General features: G+C 40.9%; 17 protein-coding genes. 11 read left to right on the forward strand and 6 right to left on the reverse strand.

The annotated features are described in order from the left end of the window. Positions 1 to 440: 440 nt before the first annotated feature. Positions 441 to 1,346 carry an ArsR/SmtB family transcription factor gene (locus tag CA600_RS17090; protein ID WP_042186035.1) on the reverse strand — a complete coding sequence of 302 codons (906 nt, stop codon included), beginning with the start codon at positions 1,344 to 1,346 and terminating at the stop codon, positions 441 to 443. A 275-nt stretch (positions 1,347 to 1,621) separates the two neighbouring features. On the opposite strand from CA600_RS17090, the gene CA600_RS17095 reads away from it, so the two are divergent. The 4 genes from CA600_RS17095 (at position 1,622) to CA600_RS17110 (ending at position 5,858) form a co-directional block, all read left to right on the forward strand. Continuing rightward, positions 1,622 to 2,866, forward strand: a complete 1,245-nt coding sequence (locus CA600_RS17095; protein ID WP_042186037.1) for an extracellular solute-binding protein — start codon at positions 1,622 to 1,624, stop codon at positions 2,864 to 2,866. Positions 2,867 to 2,945: 79 nt separating this feature from the next. Next, entirely contained in the window at positions 2,946 to 3,824 is an 879-nt protein-coding gene (locus CA600_RS17100) for a carbohydrate ABC transporter permease (protein ID WP_094871615.1), read from the forward strand. A 54-nt stretch (positions 3,825 to 3,878) separates the two neighbouring features. After that, positions 3,879 to 4,790 carry a carbohydrate ABC transporter permease gene (locus CA600_RS17105; protein WP_094871617.1) on the forward strand — a complete coding sequence of 304 codons (912 nt, stop codon included), beginning with the start codon at positions 3,879 to 3,881 and terminating at the stop codon, positions 4,788 to 4,790. A gap of 105 nt (positions 4,791 to 4,895) precedes the next feature. Further along, positions 4,896 to 5,858, forward strand: a complete 963-nt coding sequence (locus tag CA600_RS17110) for a glycoside hydrolase family 43 protein (RefSeq protein ID WP_094871619.1) — start codon at positions 4,896 to 4,898, stop codon at positions 5,856 to 5,858. A 96-nt stretch (positions 5,859 to 5,954) separates the two neighbouring features. Here CA600_RS17110 and CA600_RS17115 read toward each other — a convergent pair whose 3' ends face one another. Both CA600_RS17115 and CA600_RS17120 read right to left on the reverse strand, forming a co-directional pair. After that, positions 5,955 to 6,767, reverse strand: a complete 813-nt coding sequence (locus CA600_RS17115; protein WP_094871621.1) for an ABC transporter permease subunit — start codon at positions 6,765 to 6,767, stop codon at positions 5,955 to 5,957. Beyond that, entirely contained in the window at positions 6,764 to 7,651 is an 888-nt protein-coding gene (locus tag CA600_RS17120; protein ID WP_094871622.1) for an ABC transporter ATP-binding protein, read from the reverse strand. Before CA600_RS17120 ends, CA600_RS17115 begins: the two co-directional genes overlap by 4 nt. A gap of 138 nt (positions 7,652 to 7,789) precedes the next feature. Here CA600_RS17120 and CA600_RS17125 point away from each other — a divergent pair, with 138 nt between their 5' ends. Further along, positions 7,790 to 8,389, forward strand: a complete 600-nt coding sequence (locus tag CA600_RS17125; protein WP_094871624.1) for a TetR/AcrR family transcriptional regulator — start codon at positions 7,790 to 7,792, stop codon at positions 8,387 to 8,389. Positions 8,390 to 8,426: 37 nt separating this feature from the next. Here the strand turns inward: CA600_RS17125 and CA600_RS17130 are convergent, their stop codons facing one another. Continuing rightward, the gene (locus tag CA600_RS17130; RefSeq protein ID WP_094871626.1) at positions 8,427 to 8,699 is read right to left on the reverse strand and encodes a hypothetical protein; all 273 of its coding nucleotides are present in this window, start codon (positions 8,697 to 8,699) and stop codon (positions 8,427 to 8,429) included. 970 nt (positions 8,700 to 9,669) lie between these two features. Then, entirely contained in the window at positions 9,670 to 11,169 is a 1,500-nt protein-coding gene (locus CA600_RS17140) for an amidase (RefSeq protein WP_094871630.1), read from the reverse strand. A gap of 216 nt (positions 11,170 to 11,385) precedes the next feature. Between CA600_RS17140 and CA600_RS17145 the strand changes: the two genes are divergently transcribed. After that, positions 11,386 to 11,853: a MarR family winged helix-turn-helix transcriptional regulator gene (locus CA600_RS17145; RefSeq protein WP_042186061.1), complete on the forward strand. Its 468-nt coding sequence runs from the start codon at positions 11,386 to 11,388 to the stop codon at positions 11,851 to 11,853. A 75-nt stretch (positions 11,854 to 11,928) separates the two neighbouring features. Here the strand turns inward: CA600_RS17145 and CA600_RS17150 are convergent, their stop codons facing one another. Next, the gene (locus CA600_RS17150; protein ID WP_094871632.1) at positions 11,929 to 13,560 is read right to left on the reverse strand and encodes an MDR family MFS transporter; all 1,632 of its coding nucleotides are present in this window, start codon (positions 13,558 to 13,560) and stop codon (positions 11,929 to 11,931) included. Positions 13,561 to 13,777: 217 nt separating this feature from the next. Between CA600_RS17150 and CA600_RS17155 the strand changes: the two genes are divergently transcribed. The 5 genes from CA600_RS17155 to CA600_RS17175 all read left to right on the forward strand — a co-directional run bounded on the left by CA600_RS17155 (position 13,778) and on the right by CA600_RS17175 (position 19,002). Further along, on the forward strand, positions 13,778 to 14,299 hold the full coding sequence (locus CA600_RS17155; protein WP_094871634.1) for a MarR family winged helix-turn-helix transcriptional regulator: 522 nt from the start codon (positions 13,778 to 13,780) through the stop codon (positions 14,297 to 14,299). A gap of 149 nt (positions 14,300 to 14,448) precedes the next feature. Continuing rightward, positions 14,449 to 15,216 (forward strand): metallophosphoesterase family protein, encoded by a 768-nt coding sequence (locus tag CA600_RS17160; protein ID WP_306440403.1) that lies wholly within the window; start codon positions 14,449 to 14,451, stop codon positions 15,214 to 15,216. Between the two features lie 124 nt (positions 15,217 to 15,340). Beyond that, positions 15,341 to 16,378: a helix-turn-helix domain-containing protein gene (locus CA600_RS17165; protein WP_094871635.1), complete on the forward strand. Its 1,038-nt coding sequence runs from the start codon at positions 15,341 to 15,343 to the stop codon at positions 16,376 to 16,378. Between the two features lie 3 nt (positions 16,379 to 16,381). After that, on the forward strand, positions 16,382 to 17,644 hold the full coding sequence (locus CA600_RS17170; protein WP_094871637.1) for an FAD-dependent oxidoreductase: 1,263 nt from the start codon (positions 16,382 to 16,384) through the stop codon (positions 17,642 to 17,644). 440 nt (positions 17,645 to 18,084) lie between these two features. Further along, positions 18,085 to 19,002, forward strand: a complete 918-nt coding sequence (locus CA600_RS17175; RefSeq protein WP_094871639.1) for a DUF5692 family protein — start codon at positions 18,085 to 18,087, stop codon at positions 19,000 to 19,002. Positions 19,003 to 19,227 lie beyond the last annotated feature (225 nt).

The following is a 19,227-nucleotide window of genomic DNA, read 5'->3' on the forward strand; positions in this document are numbered from 1 at the left end:
ATTGATTAGAGATTGCGGCGGTACGAAAAATGTAAAACGCTTACAATAAAACTACTAAAAAAACGTTTTTCACAAATCAAAATGGATTTGTTTTATGTTCATACAAACCATATCGTGGAAAACGTTGTATATTGATCTCATTTTAAGCATGATATTAGCATATAGTCAAATAGAAATTTATGAAATGATGAATCTATTTATATTTTTATTAATAAAAGGGAGTTGGGTTTGGATAGCGTATGAAAAGTACTGTAGATTACTACTGAAGTTGTGGAAAGTAAAAGAAGGTGGGAGATGTGGGCGATAAAGAGCTGGATAGTGGAAAGTGATAACTGGTTCATATCACAGTACAGATAGGGGGGCTAAGGAAGAATAAATACTAATTAGTTGTTCGCCCCCATGAAAGAACCAGCCTTGATTCTTAAGTGTACTAGAAGATTTTAAAGGTAATACATTTTGAACATAATATCTTGATCATGATTTCCGAATTTTTTTCCGAAAATTGTCGCGCCTCCGACGTGTTTTGCATCTTCCTTCACTTCGATCCGGAAAGTCCATCGGTCACAGGTCGTATCTAAATCTTCTATCGAAACGGAAGACATGGGGTCACCGTCAATGTAAGTTCCATTGTGATTAGTGATTCTAATCGTTTTTAGTAATCCATACTGGTTAATATTGTGCGGCCACCACTCAGGTGTGAATTTACCTCTTGCATCAGCAAAATCGCCAGGGCTTGTCCAAGTACCTAGTTCCAAGCCGTTCAATGAAAAGGTAATGTCTGAAGGCCATACGTCATTGGCAAATGGGAATTCAGAAGAAAGCTCTAAGCTAATCTCAAATTGCTGTAAGGTTTCATCTTTTTTTAGGAAATTGGCAATGTTGTATTGAACATAACCTTGGGTAAACCATAGAATCTCTGCATCGACTCTTTTAGAGTCCATGAAATACTTGGGTTCGTCTACTCTGCCGATAAACTCTTTCTCTGTGGCAAGTCCGCATGTAGGCTTCAGATCATAGTCCGTATAATGACCAATCGGCACGGATGTCTCATAGGAGGCAAAGGAATGAAAGATTTTCTTAGGGAAGTTAATCTCAATATGATCGACTCTAAGAATTGAAATTTTTTGCATTCCGGATTTACCAGGAACCTTTTCTGTTTTTATGATGCCTGCATCTTCTAACTTTTTAATATGTTTTGTTACGATGGGACTGCTTATTTTAAGTTCTTCTGCCAAATCTTTGATGTTCATCTTATTTTTGGAGAGTAACTGAATGATTTTTATTCGTACTTCACTTGCCAAGGCTTCATAAACAACGAGAGAGGACTTGTCTATTTCCAATTGCATTTTATCCACTTCTTTCAAAGTAATTTCATATACTGTAAAGTTTATTAATCTCTATATAAAGTAACACGAAAGGTAACTGAAGTAAATAATATATCGCTTTCATCTCGTCTTAATGAACTAAAAGGTTAACTAAGATTTAAAAAAATCAATTAAGTTTATTTAAAAGTTATTGACTACGCTTTCAAATCGACTGTATACTAAGTTTAAGTTAATCGTTTCCAACAAAGTTAATGTGAATGATTATCTTAACATTACAGCTGCAGGGGGAGAGAGTAATGAAAAAGAAATTTGGAGTAGTATTAGCAACGGTTCTAATGTTAACGACGGTGTTAGCAGGATGTGGTGGTAAAGATGATAGTAAGACGATTACGTTCTGGACACCGCTGACCGGTGATGATGGTGCTTATATGGATCAAATCGTTAAAGAATACAATGCAACGAATCCAGAGATTAAAGTGAAGCACGTTATTACAGCTGATATGTACACGAAAATTTCTACCGTTTTGGCTTCCAGCAAAGGTGTTCCTGATTTAGCTATTATCCACGCTGACCGTGTTCCTGGGTTTGTTAAGCAAGGTGTCTTAGAACCCATGCAAGATACTGTATTGCCGGCACAACCTGAACTAAAAGCTGAAAATTACTTACCACAAGCTTGGAACACTGGTAACATCGACGGAACGCAATACACAGTACCTCTTGATATCCACAGTAACGTAATGTATTACAATAAAGATTTGCTCAAGAAATATAATGCTGAATCTTTCTTGGATGATAACGTTGTTACGATTGATGAAATGCTTTCCTTGCAAGGTAAATTGGATGAAGGCGACTATGTAGTTAATGATGCCTTGCTCGGATGGGTTATCCTGGCTCAAATTCAAAACTTGGGCGGAGATATTCAGGTGGATGGCAAACCGGCTGTTAACTCCCCAGTATTTAAACAAGCCTTTGAAGATGTTAAGAAAATTGCCGATGCGGGTTTGATGACTCCATTTGGTGAAGACGGTTACTTGATGTTCCAATCCCAAAATGTACTCTTCTCCACAGATGGAACTTGGAGTTCTACCGCACATGCCGGAGTTGAAGGCTTGAACTTTGGTGTGACTAACATTTATTCTCCAACCGCTGATAAATTCACGAACAGATCTTCTTCTCACTTGTTCGCTATGCTTAAGAACGACAAGAGAACAGATGAAAAAGAAGTAGGGATTGCTAACTTCTTAGAATATGTGCGTACAAACTCAATGGAATGGGCAAAAGCTGGTCAAAACGTAGCCAGTAACGTAGTTAACCAAAGTCCGGAATACCAAAACTACATGCAATCCTTCTTTACTTCTAATGAAAAAGAAATTGAATCCCTTTACATTTACACATATGAGTACTACCCATACATTGCAGAAGCAGTAGATACTTATTGCGCAGATATCGTTCGCGGTAACGTTGATCTAGATGAGACCTTGGCAACCATGCAGAAGTTTGTAGAAGATAAGATCGCAGAAAGCAGCAGTGCAGCGAAATAAAGCGAAATAGAATAGATTGTACGAAGTAATGTGCCGTACTGTGGTGCATTACTTTGTGCAAAAGGAGAAATGAAATCCTATGAAAAAGAAAATAAACTGGGCACCTGCCTTCTTTGTAGGTCCGCACGTCATTTTGTTTGCTATCTTCATTTTATTGCCAACGATTTATGGGATTTATGCTTCATTTACAAAGTGGAATTTAATGAGTGACCCGGTATGGGTAGGCTTTGATAACTATAAGGCCATTCTTTTTGATGGCAAATCAACGTTTCATACTCAATTTTTCAGAGGTCTGAAAAATACGCTGGTCTTTGTGGTTCTCTCTGTTCCATTATTAATAGTTATCCCATTAATGGTTGCTGTTGCACTTGAACATAAAAAAGTTAAAATGAAGAGCTTAATTCAATCTATTCTCTATATTCCAGGCTTAATTTCAATTTCTGCGGCAGCACTAATCTGGCTTTTGATCTTTAATAAGCAATTAGGGATTACTGGTAATCTATTCGGATCACAAATTGCTTGGCCAGCAAATCAGCCGTATGCGTGGATTATCATCATTGTAATTACACTATGGGGTGGTATTGGGGGCAACATGATTATTTATCGTGCTTCCTTAAGTGGTGTTGCGCAGGAATTATATGAATCGGCAGAGCTCGATGGTGCGGGTTCAATTAAAAGATTCACAAGTATCACCTTGCCGTCTATTCGTTTTCCATTAATCTATACCTTTGTTATGACAACTGCTGGAGCCTTCAATGTATTCGGCCAACCGTTAATGATGACCGATGGCGGGCCTCGACAAAGTACACATGTACTCATGATGTATATTCGTCAATTAGCTTTCGGTAATGGTGAATCCATTGCAGGGATGGCATCGGCGATGGCAGTGTTATTGGGATTAGTAATCTTGGTGATCTCCGCACTGCAATATTATGTAATGAACCGAAATGCTACATAAGGTTCTCGGGAACTAATGGATTAACAAGGAAATGGAAAAGGTAGGTGTACTAAAATGTCAAATCAGGCGTTAAATGGCCTAGATAATCGTCCAGTTGTAAATAGAACAGGCAAAGTAAAAGGCTCATCCAATATTAGCATTTCAAAATATGTATCATATGCTTTTTTGCTTATCCTTTGTGTGATTTGGATTATTCCGGTTATATTCGGGATTTCCACATCTTTTAGATCACAAACGGAAGTGGTTTCCACCGGCTTTAGACTATTTCCTGAAACATGGGTTTTTGAGAACTATGTAACGATTCTGAACAATACTTCAACAGCCCCGATTCTACGTTGGTTAGGCAATTCATTATTTATCGCGACATCCCACACCATCCTGGTGGTTATTGTGATTTCGATTACTGGCTTTGGTTATACCCGGATTAACTTTAAAGGAAGAGACACGTTGTTCTTCACTTTGCTAGGCATCTCTTTCTTCCCCGGTGTGGTTAACTTGATTCCTTCTTACAAAATTATCGATTCCTTGGGTTGGGTGAATACTTCCTGGGCAATGATTATTCCGGGTCTTGCGGGTATGGGGAACATCTTCTTGGTCAGACAGTTTATGAACGGTATCCCCAAAGAATTAGATGAGTCTGCAAAAGTTGACGGTGCTAGTGATTTTAGAATTTTCGCACAAATTATATTGCCGCTAGTTAAGCCAATTTTGATTGTTTGCGGATTGTTCTCCTTTACGGGATCTTGGAATGACTTCCTCTGGCCTGTTATCGTGTACACAGATGTAGACAAAATGCCGGTTACAGCGGGTTTGCTCTTGCTTCAAGATATCTATGGAAACTATCGTATGATCGGGCAATTAATGGGGTCGGCGATTTTGGCGATCATTCCAACCTTGCTGCTATTTATATTTGCTCAAAAATACTTCGTTCAATCTATTAACTTGAATTCAGGTATTAAAGGGTAGATCCAATGAACATAAACTTAAATACACCTTACCTTCTTTATAAGGAAGGGTGTGTTTTGGTGACCCATAAAATTAAAAATAAAGAGAGATATAGGAGTTGTCATCATGAGAGAATTCAATGCGAAAAATCCGCTTATTGAGCAAAGGGCAGATCCATGGATCTATAAACATACTGATGGTTATTATTATTTCATAGCTTCGGTTCCGGAGTTTGATAGAATCGAGCTTCGTCGTTCTAAATCCATTCAGGGATTAGCTGAGGCTGAGGGTAAGACCATTTGGGTGAAGCATGAAACTGGCTTAATGAGTGCCAACATTTGGGCGCCTGAGATTCACTATATTGATGGAAAATGGTATGTGTATTTTGCAGCAGCACATACTTCCGATACGAAAGATGGCTTATTTGATCATCGCATGTTTGCCATAGAAAATTCATCCGCAAATCCTTTGGAGGGTGAATGGGTGGAGAAGGGTCAAATTAAAACGAAATGGGAATCCTTTGCCCTGGATGCAACCACTTTTGAACACAGAGGGGTTAGATACTACGTTTGGGCACAAAAGGATCCTGATGTTCCTGGTAATTCTAATATGTATATCTCCGAAATGGAGAATCCTTGGACATTAAAAGGAGAGCAGGTGTGCATCACCACGCCTGAGTATGAATGGGAAAAAATCGGCTTCCTGGTGAATGAGGGTGCGGCAGTTCTTAAGCGTAATGGACGTATTTTCATGACTTTCTCGGCAAGTGCGACAGATCATAACTACTGTATGGGGTTGTTAACCGCTGATGAGAATAGTGAATTAATGGATCCGAAATCATGGGTCAAAACACCAGAACCTGTGTTTACGACTTCTGAAGAAAACGGTCAGTATGGTCCGGGGCATAATAGCTTTACAGTTTCTGAAGATGGCACACAGGATATCCTGGTGTTCCATGCTAGAAGCTATAAGGAGATTGTAGGAGACCCGTTATATGATCCTAATCGGCATGCGCGTGTGCAAGTGATCGAGTGGAATGAAGATGGAACGCCAAACTTTGGTGCCCCTAGACCGGATACGAAATCTTAAAATAATGCTTCTCTAGTGTGAAGAAGCTTTTATATTCTTCTATTAATAAAGGGGGACGCTTCGTTAGCAATATGCTATCGGAGTGTCCCCCTTTTCTTATAATGAAAGATCCCGTCGTTTAAACAGCTCGATCCCTAAGGCGAAAGCGAGAACACCGATCAACAGTAACCAACTAGAAATCTGAATAATCTCCACGTTACCTTGAACGATTTTACCCGGCTGATAGAAGGAGAATAGGGTCAGGTAACGTAACCCCTCCATTTTATCACTTATTTTAGCAAGTAAGTCCAAAGTGAAGAATCCGAAGGTGATAGCACCGGAAATCCCAAGCGCTTTTTTCTCATCATTACATATCGAGGAAATCAGAAAAGTCAGTCCCGCAACGGCAAAAAACAATAAAAAGGCAACGGTATTCAATTGTACAAAACGTCCGCTGTTAAATTCGTATTCACTGCCGAGCAACCATGCTTTACCTAATAGTCCGGCGAGTGTAGTCACACCCATAATCAGGAGCAAAGCTGTCGTGAGTACAAGCGCCTGCGTGGTAGCTACTTTTCTCCGCGTAGTTGGTGTTATAAGCAGATAAGCCATAGAGCCGCGATCCACGAGCCGAGCCATGAGCTGTGTTGACATTTGTACACAGACAATGGATAGAATCAGCACCAGAATAAGTCCGTAATATTCTCCTGAGATAAACGCCTCAGCACTGGTGAATCCGCTATTTAATCCAAAAGCTTTTCCCACACCTTCTGGCATAGCTTTAATGAGATCATCGATAGCTTGTGTGCTTCCAGCGATCCCTGGATAGAGCCAGATCATAAACAGAATATAGAAGGCAGAACCGAAGGCGTAATTCATAATTCCTTTCAGGTTCACTCTCATCATTTCTTTATAGAGTGGAAGATTCATTGCACGGCCCCCTCACGGTCATAATAGTCCATGAAGATATCCTCTAAATTCTGCGTGAACACATCCATACTGCGGATATTGTATTTACCAGTCTCCTGAATGAATCGATCGTAATTGCCTTGTACAGCAATGCGGACCATATTCCCTTCGCGAGCTTCCACTTGAAGACCAGAGGCGGCAAATTGCTCTGCATCTTCACGATTTGTGAAAACAACCTCAAACAGCTTCCGCTGCATCGATTGTAATTCGTGAATATCTTTTACAGTGATGATACGTCCGTCTTTAATGATTGCAGCGCGGTCACAGGTTCGCTCAATTTCTTGAAAGCTGTGAGAGGACATTAGAAAAGTGGTTCCGGCTGCTTTTTCCTCCAATACGAGATCTATAAATACCTTTTGCATAAGCGGGTCGAGACCCGAGGTAGGTTCATCCAGAATGATAACTTCAGGATTGTGCATGAAAGCTGCGACAATACCGACTTTTTGCTTCATTCCCTTTGACATTTTGCGGATCGGAGTTGCGGCATCAAATTGCAGGCGTTCAATCAGGTGGTCACGTTTAGTGGTATTCTTCATCCCTTGCATGCCAGACATGAATTTAAGAAAGGAAATGCCCGTCATCCCGTCAAAAAAATTGATCTCACCAGGGAGATAACCGATATGCTTCTGGACCGTACCCTGTGCTTTCCATACATCAAGTCCATGGATGCTCGCGTAACCTCGATCCGGCACCATAAATCCCATGATATGTCTTATAGTCGTTGATTTACCTGCGCCGTTAGGCCCCAGAAATCCAAACACCTCGCCTTTATTTACGGTAAACGTAACATCTTCGATGCCCTTGCCATTCGAAAATCGTTTGGTTAAGCCTTCAACTACAAGCATGCCGCCACCCCCACTGCAAAATAATGAACTATTATTAATTGGATATTTCATATGTTATATTATTCCTAGTGAACAACGAAGTCAATGAAATTATGAAATAATTGATTATGAATATTTCATTAAATAAGGGTGGATAGCATGAATGGATTTGAGAAAAGAGCGGCACAGATAAAGCTCAAAATTATGAAAACTACAATGGATATGCTCAAGCTTTGGGAGCCCAAACGTCTTCGAATCGCAGACATTGCCAAAGAAGCAGGGGTCTCACAGGTGACGATTTATAATTATTTTGGCAGTAAGGAAGCTCTGCTTAGTGAGTCCTTTAAGGATTTTATAGAGAAGGCCATTCGTGACTTTGAAGATTACATTCATGGGGCGCATTCTCTGAAAGAGATTATTCAATATATTATGACGATGGAAAGAGAAACCTACAGTTCATTGCCTCCCGCGACGGTAAAGGAGCTTATGGTTGAAGACCAGGAAATGTTTCATTATATTGAGGAGCGGTACACGAACGACGTTTTACCATTGATGGTCAAGATGGTGGAGGATGGAAAAGCACGAGGAGAAATCTCAAGTAAAGTGTCGACCAAAGGGATTCTTTCATTTATGGGAATGTACATGCGAAGTTCTGGGGAAATGCTAGATGAAGCCAGCAAACAAGAAGATATAGATGCCTTCCTGGACGAAGCCATCCATCTCTTCTTCTATGGCATTTGCGGGCGGGAGCAGGAGTAGCAGGAGCTTTGGTACATTTGGAATATTAACTCCACTATTAGATGCGTAAAATAGATGCGTAAAACTTTTTTTGCTCCTCAGGCATTCTTTCTATCAAATTATTGCTATAATTCATTGCTCTTAGAACACTATTGAGCTGATTATCATCTAAATCATCTGCATTCACGATAGGTACAACACGACCATCACTTCTTTTTTCAATAGTTAGCTCGGAATCAATTACAGTTCTTTGAGTAATTGAATCTTCTTTAGTGATGACGTCATCTTGTACGTTAGCTATCGGTGTAATTAGAAGAAATAGCGCCAGCACTACTTAGCTTAAAGAGTCTGTTCATTTAAGGAATAAAATAATCACTAGAAGACTGCTAACCTGTTAACAGTAGAAATTAAAAATAACAGAAAATAATTCCGGTAAAAACTTTTATCGCGAGAGTTATGTTCTACAGAAATCATCCTCGGATAGTATATCGCATCTTGTCGTCTTCTCAAATACAAAGGAGACCCTTGTATTCGAAGAGGTCTCCTTGGGTCAAAAAAATGTCGTGGTTCACCATTTAAAGAAGAATTAAAATCGTTGTATTATTTTTTGAGAAAATTCTTAACTCCATCATAAATTACAAGCAATCCAATAATTAAGGCTAATGATCTGATAGTAAATTCAAAATATAAAAGGGGACCCAAAATACTGTCAGTCGAATAGGTATACCCTGTAAGGATTATTGGTGAGAACATAATCAATAATCCGATGACGATACTTGATAAGAGCAATTTATTGTTGTTTTTATCCATCCAATTCTACACCACCTAATTAATGGGTATTTCTTATGAAGATAATACCATTTTTTTATAAAAGGGAATAATAACAAATCGTACTCAGCTTTTCTTTTTAATATATGCACTCTAATAAAAAACCATGAAGGATCGCTTAAGTCTGATCCTTCATGGTTTTGATTTTTTTATTTAGTACCAAGTAAAAGGATCGGACTGGAAAACGATCATATACAAATTAGTATTACCCGTAGCAGAAATTCCAAGAGTTGTTGCACCACCGATTCCAATCTGTATATCACCAGTAATTGATTAAATAATGCCGTTATTATAAAACTTCCCATCTACAAGGTAGTAAATAGTAAATAGTATTTGCATCTTGAAGCAGAAAGAAGCCCGCACTAATAAAGAGTACGGGCTTCTTTCTAGCAATTTTACCCCTATTCATATAATAATATAAGCATTCATCTATACTAGGATCCTCAATTGACTTAGCCACCACTTCATGAATTTCATTCTGGGAACAGCGGATTCCCTGTCATCCCTATCCACAGTTCGGATTGTTCCAACTTAGCTGCAAGCTGAAGCAGTACATCTTCCCGGCCTTTCGCAGCCATTACCTGTACCCCCAACGGCAGACCCTCTCGCGACATATGGACAGGAACACTCATAGCCGGTTGACCCGTCAAATTGGCGAGTTGGGTGAACGGTGTATAAGTTAAGCTTGGTTCAAACATCGCGTAAATCATGCGCTGCTGCTCTTCTTTCGGCAATTCATGTACATGCAGCAGCTTTTCGATCTCAGCAGCGCTATGCGTCAGCTCGCCAATCTTAGGTGCTGAATCCGCATTTGTTGGTGTGATATACAGATCGTAGCGATTAAGCAGACCTGCCATTTGAGCGGCTGCAATATCCCATTCATCCAGACTATGCACAAATTCAGCTGCAGAGACTTTTCTCCCAGCTTCTCCGAGGACCCAAGTGACGATATCTACTTCACTGGGAGTAATGGAACGTCCCTTCATCTTCTCCAGCGATACGAACATCGCTGCCACTTCCCCGGTATTCATCGTATAGTAATTCTCCATTAGCCTTACACCATTTACTGGACTCAGCTTTTCTTCCACTTCATACCCTTCAGCTTCGAGCCATTTTACAGTTTTGAGCACAGCAATTACGGCTTCATTCGTTACTGGTGTGCCTACTGGGGAAGCGGTTGTGAACGCTATGCGTAGTTTTCGCTGTGTTGGCTTGAATAGATCATCCAGATAGACACCAGGATATAACGGTGTTTGAAAAGCAGCCTCTGGCTGCACAACCTGCAGTAAATCCAGCATAGCAGCGGTATCGCGAACTGACCTTGTCAATGCAAAATCGATAGAAGCACCTTGCCATTGACGGCCTACACCTGGTCCTACTGGAGTGCGTCCACGGGTTGGCTTTAGCCCGAACAAGCCGGTGAACGAGGCGGGGATACGGATCGATCCACCACCATCACTAGCTCCCGCTGCCGGAACAATACCAGAAGCTACCGCAGCAGCAGCGCCGCCACTCGAACCACCGGGGGAATATTCGGGATTCCATGGATTACGTGCCGGGCCATGAAGGATGTTCTCGGTAATATTTTTGAGGCCGAATTCTGGTGTATTCGTATGTCCAAGCGGAATAAATCCGCCGTTTCTGATTCGTGCTACGTAGTTCGAGTCACGTCTAGCAATATTGTCTTTCATAAGCAAGGCACCCGAAGTAAGAGGTTCTCCAGCAATAGCTTGGGAGATATCCTTCAGCAGGAAAGGAACGCCAGCAAAAGGGCGAGCACTATCATGGACAGGCATATCGTCAGCTTCCTTAAGAGCAGCTTCTCTACGAGTGCGTACGACCGCATTAAGGACTGGATTGACTTCATCGAGCCGGGCGAAGGCGGCTTCGACCAGCTCGCGAGGGGAGACTTCACGTGCTTTGACAAGCGCAGCAAGCCCTAGAGCGTCATGTGTAGAATAAGAAAAGGACATGATAGATAACCTCTTTCGAATAGGCGTGAATGGCCTGTATTTTATATATAACAATGTATCATTTATCGTCAGTAAAGGACGACCAAGCCCTTTCATCTGATCTTATTATACATCGCGCTAGTAATGATTTGAAAATGGATCCCTGACATCTATCAATTCTTTTTTATGTCCGATTAGGCTATACTTAGTGTTAAATGGATCTTATGGGGTGTACTGATGAACGAAGATAAATATCAGAATGTTGATGGACTAATGGAAGCTTTCCAGCAATTTGCCAGGATGAATTGGCGTAAAACTACAGTCTGGGGATTGAAGCCAAGTGAGGTTCGGATGTTGGTTTCTTTAAAGCTCGGCAAGGAACGGGAAGGGAAGAAGGGGCAGACGGTTTCAGATATCAGCAAGTTTCTTAAAGTCACTTCTCCTACGGTTACACAGATGGTCAATAGTCTGATTGCACAGGGATATGTAGTGCGTTCTGCCGATGCCCAGGATCGCCGAATCAGTGAAATCACGCTTACGGAAAAAGGAGAGCATTTGGCCGAAATGGCCGTAACGAAATCCCGAAATACCTTTAAAGGCATGATTGATTATATGGGCAGAGAAAAGACAGATTCGTTAATGGAGCTGTTAAACGAAGTCTACGATTATTTCGAAGAATTGAACGATCAACCAACCGAATCCTAATCTCCTTCACATAAAAAAGAGATGCCGCACAGCCTAAGCTGTTTACGGACATCTCTAATGTATATTTATTTGTGATTAGTGTGCAGCAGGTACTGACTTTTCAAGGTTTTTGCCTTCGCTTTTTCCCTCTGCAGTGACCTCTGTTTTTTTCTCACCACTTCGTAACGGAATTTCTTTAAGGAACAAGACAAGCAATGCTGCAATGACTAACAGTGCGGTGCCGCTTAAGAATACAACCGTCAGGGAATCGCTTAGTGCATTTCGCAGCATCTCAATCAATTGATTGAAGAGCGGTTGGATTTGCTCTGGCAGCGTTGCGTGCAGTTCCTTCAGCTTAGGCTGATCCAGCAGCATTTGCGGATTCATAAATGCGGAAAGCTGTTTAGCGGATTCAGGGTCAAGTTTGGTTAAATCTGGACCCTTGCCAGAGGACACCGCTGCTTCTAGTTTATTCGTTAATGTAGTATTCATGATGGTACCCATAATAGCAATACCAATGGTTCCGCCTAAATTACGGAACAAAGTATTTGTAGCAGTAGCAACCCCTAGCATGGAAGGCGCTACGGCATTTTGTACGGTTAAGGTAAATACAGGCATCGATAGTCCTAAGCCAATACCGAAGACAATCATGCTGACTACGGCCATCGCAATGTTGCTCATAAAGGCCATTAAGATCATGGCTGCAACCATAAATGGCATACCAATCAGGGCATAACGCTTGTATTTACCTGATTTGGAGATCCATCTGCCCACGAGCGTACTAAGTACAATCATTGCCAGTGACATCGGCATATTAATGAATCCCGAGTTGGTTGGGGAGACGCCTTCTACACCTTGGACAAAAAATGGCAGATAGATCATTGCGCCCATCATACCGGCATTCATCAGGAAGCCGACAACCATGGAGATGGTTACGATGGAATTCTTAAATAAGGATAATGGCAATACTGGACTTTTAGCTTTTCGTTCAATCAGAATTAAAATAATAACTCCGAGAATAGATGCCCCGAACAAGCTGAGTATCTCTGGGGAACCCCATTCATATTTTGTACCCGCCCATGAAAAGCCGAGCAAGAGTGCAACAATGGTAAGGGAAAGGAAAATGGAGCCTAAGTAGTCAATGGATTCTGAAGTGGAGCGTGTAGTTTTAGGGAACATTTTCCAAATCATAAAGAAAGCCACGATACCGAAAGGCAAGAAGATCCAGAAGATCCATTTCCAAGCCATGTGATCCACCATGAAGCCGCCAAGGGTAGGACCAATTACACTAGAGAATCCAAATATGGCCATCATAATTCCAGTCCATTTGGCTCTCTCTCTTGGAGCGAACAAATCACCTACAGCGGTTACGGTAGCGGACATTAGAATCCCGCCGCCAAGACCTTGAATCCCGCGATAAGTGATCATTTGAAAAATATTGGTCGACAATCCGGACAGGAAAGCGCCTATAATAAAAATAACGATCCCTGCTAGCAGGAATGGCTTTCTCCCGTAAATATCAGATAGTTTTCCGACAAGTACGGTAGCGATTGTGGAGGTGAGCATATAGATGGTAATTACCCAAGTATAATGTTCAATGCCTCCTAACATCGCAATAATTCGGGGCATTGCAGTACCTACAATGGTCTGGTTGATTGCTGCGAAAAACATAGCCGCCATTAAAGCAATCATAATTGTAACTTTTTTCTTTTGCGTAAGATGCTCCAGAGCTGTTCCTCTCCTTTAACTTCTATATATTGTAGTTTGGGAATTCATGTCTTATTAATTAGGTAGCCAAACTATCATTTATGTATAATACACAAATTCATCATTTAGCACAACTGTTTAATTATTTAATTTTTATGGAAACAGAATGTGAATTGGACTTGATTTTTTGGAAATAGGTAAGTAATCTAATTAGATTGAGTTAAATTGGAGGTGCCCTATGGATACTCAAAATAGTCAAGAGCAAAAGCTAATTATAGCCTTTGAAAATATTAAGCGTTTGACCTCTCGTCCGTCCTCGAAGGAAGCGATTTCGTATAGAGAATTTATGATGATGTATGTCATAAACAATTTAATGAAGCGAAAGAAGCTTTCAGACGAAGTCGAAGAGCAGCAGGGAGTCATGATTTCTAGATTAAGCGACTTGCTCCAAATTAGCAGACCTACTGCGACACAAATGGTTAACAGTTTGGAGGAGAAGGGTTATGTGGTGCGAACAACGTCCGATACCGATCGGCGGGTTGTATATATTGGTCTGACGAATGAAGGGGAGCAGATTTATGATTCCCAGATGGCTACTTTTTCAGGTATTTTAAGTGAAGTTACGGAAAAGGTGGGTAAGAAAGAGATCGACCAGTTGATTTTTCTGTGCGATCGTTTTCAAGAAGCAGTGCATGAAGTCAGAAGCCGCCAGTTTTTTAATCCATCCGATGAAGATCCACTCGTTTTGGATTCCGTATAGCGACCATTTCAAAAAAAGATATTTCGGTGCCTTTGCCCGGAACGTCTTTTTTTAATTATAAGAAAGTATAAGTTTCACGATATATTTTATCCTTATAATTCTCGCATAAACGCTCACCGTCCTTTAAAGGACGCCGAAGGCGTTTTTGCTTGAAGCATCCAGAGCCAGGAGGAATTACTATCAGAATATTAGCGATTAGCGACATTCACGGAAGCTATTCCGAATTCAACGCATTATTAAAAAAAATAAACTATCGGCCATCCGAGGACAAGCTCATCCTGATGGGGGATTATGTGGACAGAGGTCTCAATAGTAAAGGAATTGTGGATCAAGTTATGGCCCTAAAGCGGGAATGGGGCGTCACAGTTCTAAAAGGTAATCATGATAAAATGGCCTATGACGCGCTCACCAGCGAGGATGATAAACTGGATACACATTGGCTTAACAACGGCGGTTTGTATACATTGATGAGCTATTGTGAGGCGGATTCTGACTTTTTTAAAGCAGATTTTGGCTGGCGTGATTATATGTTGCTGAAAGAAGAAATTAGACAGAAATACAAACATCATTTGGACTTTCTAAGTTCATTACCCCTCTATTATGAGACAGACGAGCATATCTTTGTTCATGCAGGCATTAATCCATTACTTGAGGATTGGAAGCAGCAGGAGCCGTATGATTTTATTTGGATCAGAGAACCATTTTATACGAAACCTGTAGTTAACACTAACAAAACGGTAGTTTTTGGACATACGTCAACGACGGAACTGCATGATTCGGAAGACATCTGGTTTAGTCCGCTGGGCGATAAGATTGGTGTGGATGGTGGATGTGCCTATGGCCAACGTCTGAACTGCTTGGAGATTTCTGGAGGGGAATACATTACACATTTTGTTCAAAATGGGGAGAAGCCTTGAGCGGTCTCTCTTTTTTAATGGATTTCTTCTTATATAAGTCATGAAAAGAACTTAAGAAATTGTAGAATAGCACTGTATTAAACGCCGACTATGTATAAAATAAAGAGAATAGGGGGTGTAATAGATGAATGCAAACAACAAATATCATATCCTCATGCAAGGGACTATCAGCCACAATGTGAGCGAAACGTGTAAGGAGTTTGGTATATCCCGGACGATCTATTATCAGTGGTGTAAAGCTTACCAAGAGCAGGGGATGGATGGACTGGCAGAGAAGGAACGAAGGCCGGTAATGCCTAATAAAGTGGATAAGCGAACGGAAAGATTGATCTTACAATACGTTGCCAAATTTCCTGAAGATGGACCCAAGCGAATCTTTTACGAACTGCAGGATGAGGGTGTGAACATAGGGGAGTCAGGTATTTATAATGTGCTGCGTCGAAATAGGCTTAGTAAGAGAATAGAACGTGAGGCTTACGCCAAAGAAACCAAAGCAAAGAAGAGGGACGGCGCGCAAGCGGCTAACAGCAGAGGATGTAAAGAGAAACCAAAACCTCTGGACTATAAGATGAAAAATCCGGAAAATGCTCATCCCGGGTATATGTGCCAACAGAGCATTAGCTATATGGGAGTGTTTCCAAGGGTAGGAAAGGTGTATCAATACGTGGTCTACGATGCCTATTCCAGATTAGGCTTAGTTAAGCTTTATAATCGGAAGTCTTCCATTCAATTTATCGATTTTATGCATCTGAAGGTCATCCCATTAATGAAGACATTAGAATTCCAAATCGACAATTTGGTTACGAACAAAAGTCGTGAGTTTACTACAAACTGGGATAGAGGCAAACATAAATACAGCGATTTTTTACATAAGAACAACATAAATCAAGTAGCCATAACTGCAGATCAGACCGAAGTATTTCAGCCATTACAGCAATTTGTAGCGGTGTTGTCGAAAGAATTTTACCAGCAGGCTTGGTTGGATGTTTCGATAGGTTCCTTTGAGACTTTGGAAAAGCGCTTACACGAATACTTGAGAATCTATAATTTTAGCAGGGTAATCACAGACGGACCTAATCGGGGGAAAATACCATCAGATGTCGCACTTGAGTATTCGGGTCAGCGTGAGACCTTGCCATTATGGTTATTTACAAGGAGATAACGGATGATGACTAATGTGAAGTATGAAGACAGAATAGGGATCATCGGTGCAGGGATTTCTGGGGTTACAGCTGCCTACCAGCTAGCGAAAAAAGGATATACCCATATTACTCTCCTTGAGAAGTCAGACCGGGTAGGTGGCAAGTGTCATTCGATTGAATACAAGGGGAAAACCTATGAAATGGGAACCCTAATCGGCTTGCCAACTTATAAACATACGATAGAACTTATGAGAGAGTTCGATCTTATGGATAAGGGGCCACTTTTGGAACGGGGATTTTTTGATACAAACGGGCGCAAGACTTCACAGATTCCCATGGATCAGATTCAGGTGTTTACACAAGAATTTAAACGGTTGCCTGATATTTTGAAGCGTTATGAGTCCCTGCTAGAACCGGGTTTTCTCCACTTACCAGCAGATTTATGCCAGCCTTTTTCAGAATGGTGTACAGAGAATGATCTTTCTGTGATCGGGCAGGTGTATATGCATTACTTCAATACTTTTGGTTTTGGGAGTATTCAGGATGTGCCGGCCGCTTATGTATTGAAATTTCTTACTTATGATAATCTATTATCCTTTATTGAGATTACTCACATGATAACCTGGCCTAAGGGAGTCACAGAACTCATTAGAAGAATGGCTGACCAAGTAGAGGATCTGCGTCTGACTTGTGAAGTGCTACAGATGGAGCAAGAGGCAAACGGCCAAGTTCGGGTGGAAACAAATCAGGATATCTTTTATTTTGACAAGGTTATTTATACAGCTTCTTTAGAGCATCTAGGCGATATGGTGCACTTGTCTTCTGAAGATAGAACATTATTAGAGAGCATCACCTATGAACAGTTTAGAGTATACGCCTACAGAGTAAAGGGGTTACCGGAGCTTTCTGGATATATCCCTTGTAATATGAATCCTGAACGCAAGGGACATATGATGGCATGGTATTACAGGTGGGCAGATATGGGCACAACGGATTTAGTTACGGTTTACGTAGCGGAGAATGATGAAATGACAGATCTGGAGATGCGGGAAAAGGTAGAAAATAAACTTCACGAGCTGGGCGGCGAGAACATCCGTCTGTATATGATGAAGCGCTGGAGGCAATTCCCCCATGTAGATTCTAATGCGATCCGTGACGGCTTTTATGAACGGCTTGATCAGATGCAGGGCAGAGATGAAATCTATTATGCTGGAGAAATTATGAATTTTCCTACACTGGAGAACTGTATCGTATATTCGAAATATTTGGTTGACAGATTTTTTTGAAATATAGCGTTAACAGTAGCCTTGTCCACAAAGAAATTTGTCGGCAAGGTTTTTTTATTGCAGAAAGTATATATTTTGAGCTTCTCACAAAGTACCTGAGTAAGCATTAAAGCAAAACTCCACTTTGTGGGGGATATTTTACGTTCAAGTTAGGTTTACAGTCTGTAGTTCTGTAGACATAGTTTCTAATAGATTCCCTTACTTGGGGTAGGACCTTGGATGAATTCCAGTCCTATTGATGTGTAAACTCAACTTGAAATGAGACTATGAAAACCTTGATAAATCAACGTTTTGAGCGGTTTGATCGTTCGAAGGAGGATGGGATATATTGGTCTCAAGACATCACTTACATACAAAAAACACGAATGCTTACGAAGCTAGTTTTGCACGAAGACAATCAGTGATGCTTATGCTCATAAAACTTTTAGGAGGAATACATTATGTTTTTATTCGAATCGATTCCCTGGTACTCTGCTCTAATGTGGTTGGTAGTACTTGCAGGATTAATGTTTTTCAACGAAATAGCTCGAAGAAGCAAGTGGTTCTCAATCGTTTTGTTTGTCGTTGTCCCTATTGTGCTTACCATAGCGGTCTGGCCAAATACGGCAGGCGAAGGCTCCAGTACTGGAACATGGTTTCACTGGGTAAAAGTATATTCTGCCTTGGCAGGATGTATAGGGTTTATGGCTATCCGTTATGTTAAAGGATGGGACAAAAATAAATATATATTAATGTTCCCGGCGATTATCCTTGCAGTTAACATTCTTGAAGCCGTTATCCGTGATTTCCAAGTGTACAGCTTGCAAGGTATGGTGGATGGCGTAATGATGGTAGGCGGTCCTTGGAATATTATGAACGGGATCGCAGGTATTCTGAACATTATTACGATTTCTGGTTGGATGGGTATTGTTATTAGTAAAGATAAGAGTAAGGATATGTTGTGGCCGGACCAGCTTTGGTTCTGGATCATTGCTTATGACATTTGGAACTTTGCCTATGTATATAACGCAGTTTCTGACCATTCCTTCTATGCAGGTGCAGCGCTTCTGATCTCTTGTACCATTCCAGCATTCTTCTTCAAAAAAGGAGCATGGCTACAGCACCGTGCACAGACTTTGGCGATTTGGATGATGTTTACGATGTCATTCCCGGCGTTTGTTGGCGATTCAAAGTTCTCGGTACAATCTTCTCACAGTGAAACGGCGCTTTGGGTTGTGAGTGCATTGTCTTTAGCTGCTAATATTGCAGTGTTTGGCTATCACTTCTATAAGATTATCAAACATCAACGCAATCCGCTTAAAGTGGAAGTGTATACAGATTTAGCGGCTTATAAGACGATTGCGGAGAGTGCGAAATAATAGAAGAATTAATAGCTTCTTTAAGAATCCGCGCCTAGCGCGGGTTTTTTTATGGAATAGAATTTATAAAATTACGGGATTTCGGAGAAATGTGAAACGAATTTATGGGATGGGCCTATATTCAACTGGTGGCGATGGGGAGCCCTGTTTTTAATTAAGCACACGCCTCTTTGGGATGTATAACGGGCCGAGCGCACCTTATATCCTTCGAAATGCATGTTTTAG

The organism is Paenibacillus sp. VTT E-133280 (genome assembly GCF_002264385.1).
In the GTDB taxonomy this organism is placed as follows: Bacteria; Bacillota; Bacilli; order Paenibacillales; family Paenibacillaceae; genus Paenibacillus_AQ; species Paenibacillus_AQ nitricinens.

What these genes read in the sequence shown, in the direction of transcription:
- CA600_RS17170 (WP_094871637.1), top strand. Translation starts at nt 16,382, where the DNA reads ATGATGACTAATGTGAAGTATGAAGACAGAATAGGGATCATCGGTGCA.
- CA600_RS17140 (WP_094871630.1), bottom strand. Translation starts at nt 11,169, where the DNA reads ATGTCCTTTTCTTATTCTACACATGACGCTCTAGGGCTTGCTGCGCTT.
- CA600_RS17095 (WP_042186037.1), top strand. Translation starts at nt 1,622, where the DNA reads ATGAAAAAGAAATTTGGAGTAGTATTAGCAACGGTTCTAATGTTAACG.
- CA600_RS17155 (WP_094871634.1), top strand. Translation starts at nt 13,778, where the DNA reads ATGGATACTCAAAATAGTCAAGAGCAAAAGCTAATTATAGCCTTTGAA.
- CA600_RS17105 (WP_094871617.1), top strand. Translation starts at nt 3,879, where the DNA reads ATGTCAAATCAGGCGTTAAATGGCCTAGATAATCGTCCAGTTGTAAAT.
- CA600_RS17125 (WP_094871624.1), top strand. Translation starts at nt 7,790, where the DNA reads ATGAATGGATTTGAGAAAAGAGCGGCACAGATAAAGCTCAAAATTATG.
- CA600_RS17090 (WP_042186035.1), bottom strand. Translation starts at nt 1,346, where the DNA reads ATGCAATTGGAAATAGACAAGTCCTCTCTCGTTGTTTATGAAGCCTTG.
- CA600_RS17120 (WP_094871622.1), bottom strand. Translation starts at nt 7,651, where the DNA reads ATGCTTGTAGTTGAAGGCTTAACCAAACGATTTTCGAATGGCAAGGGC.
- CA600_RS17110 (WP_094871619.1), top strand. Translation starts at nt 4,896, where the DNA reads ATGAGAGAATTCAATGCGAAAAATCCGCTTATTGAGCAAAGGGCAGAT.
- CA600_RS17175 (WP_094871639.1), top strand. Translation starts at nt 18,085, where the DNA reads ATGTTTTTATTCGAATCGATTCCCTGGTACTCTGCTCTAATGTGGTTG.
- CA600_RS17100 (WP_094871615.1), top strand. Translation starts at nt 2,946, where the DNA reads ATGAAAAAGAAAATAAACTGGGCACCTGCCTTCTTTGTAGGTCCGCAC.
- CA600_RS17115 (WP_094871621.1), bottom strand. Translation starts at nt 6,767, where the DNA reads ATGAATCTTCCACTCTATAAAGAAATGATGAGAGTGAACCTGAAAGGA.
- CA600_RS17145 (WP_042186061.1), top strand. Translation starts at nt 11,386, where the DNA reads ATGAACGAAGATAAATATCAGAATGTTGATGGACTAATGGAAGCTTTC.
- CA600_RS17165 (WP_094871635.1), top strand. Translation starts at nt 15,341, where the DNA reads ATGAATGCAAACAACAAATATCATATCCTCATGCAAGGGACTATCAGC.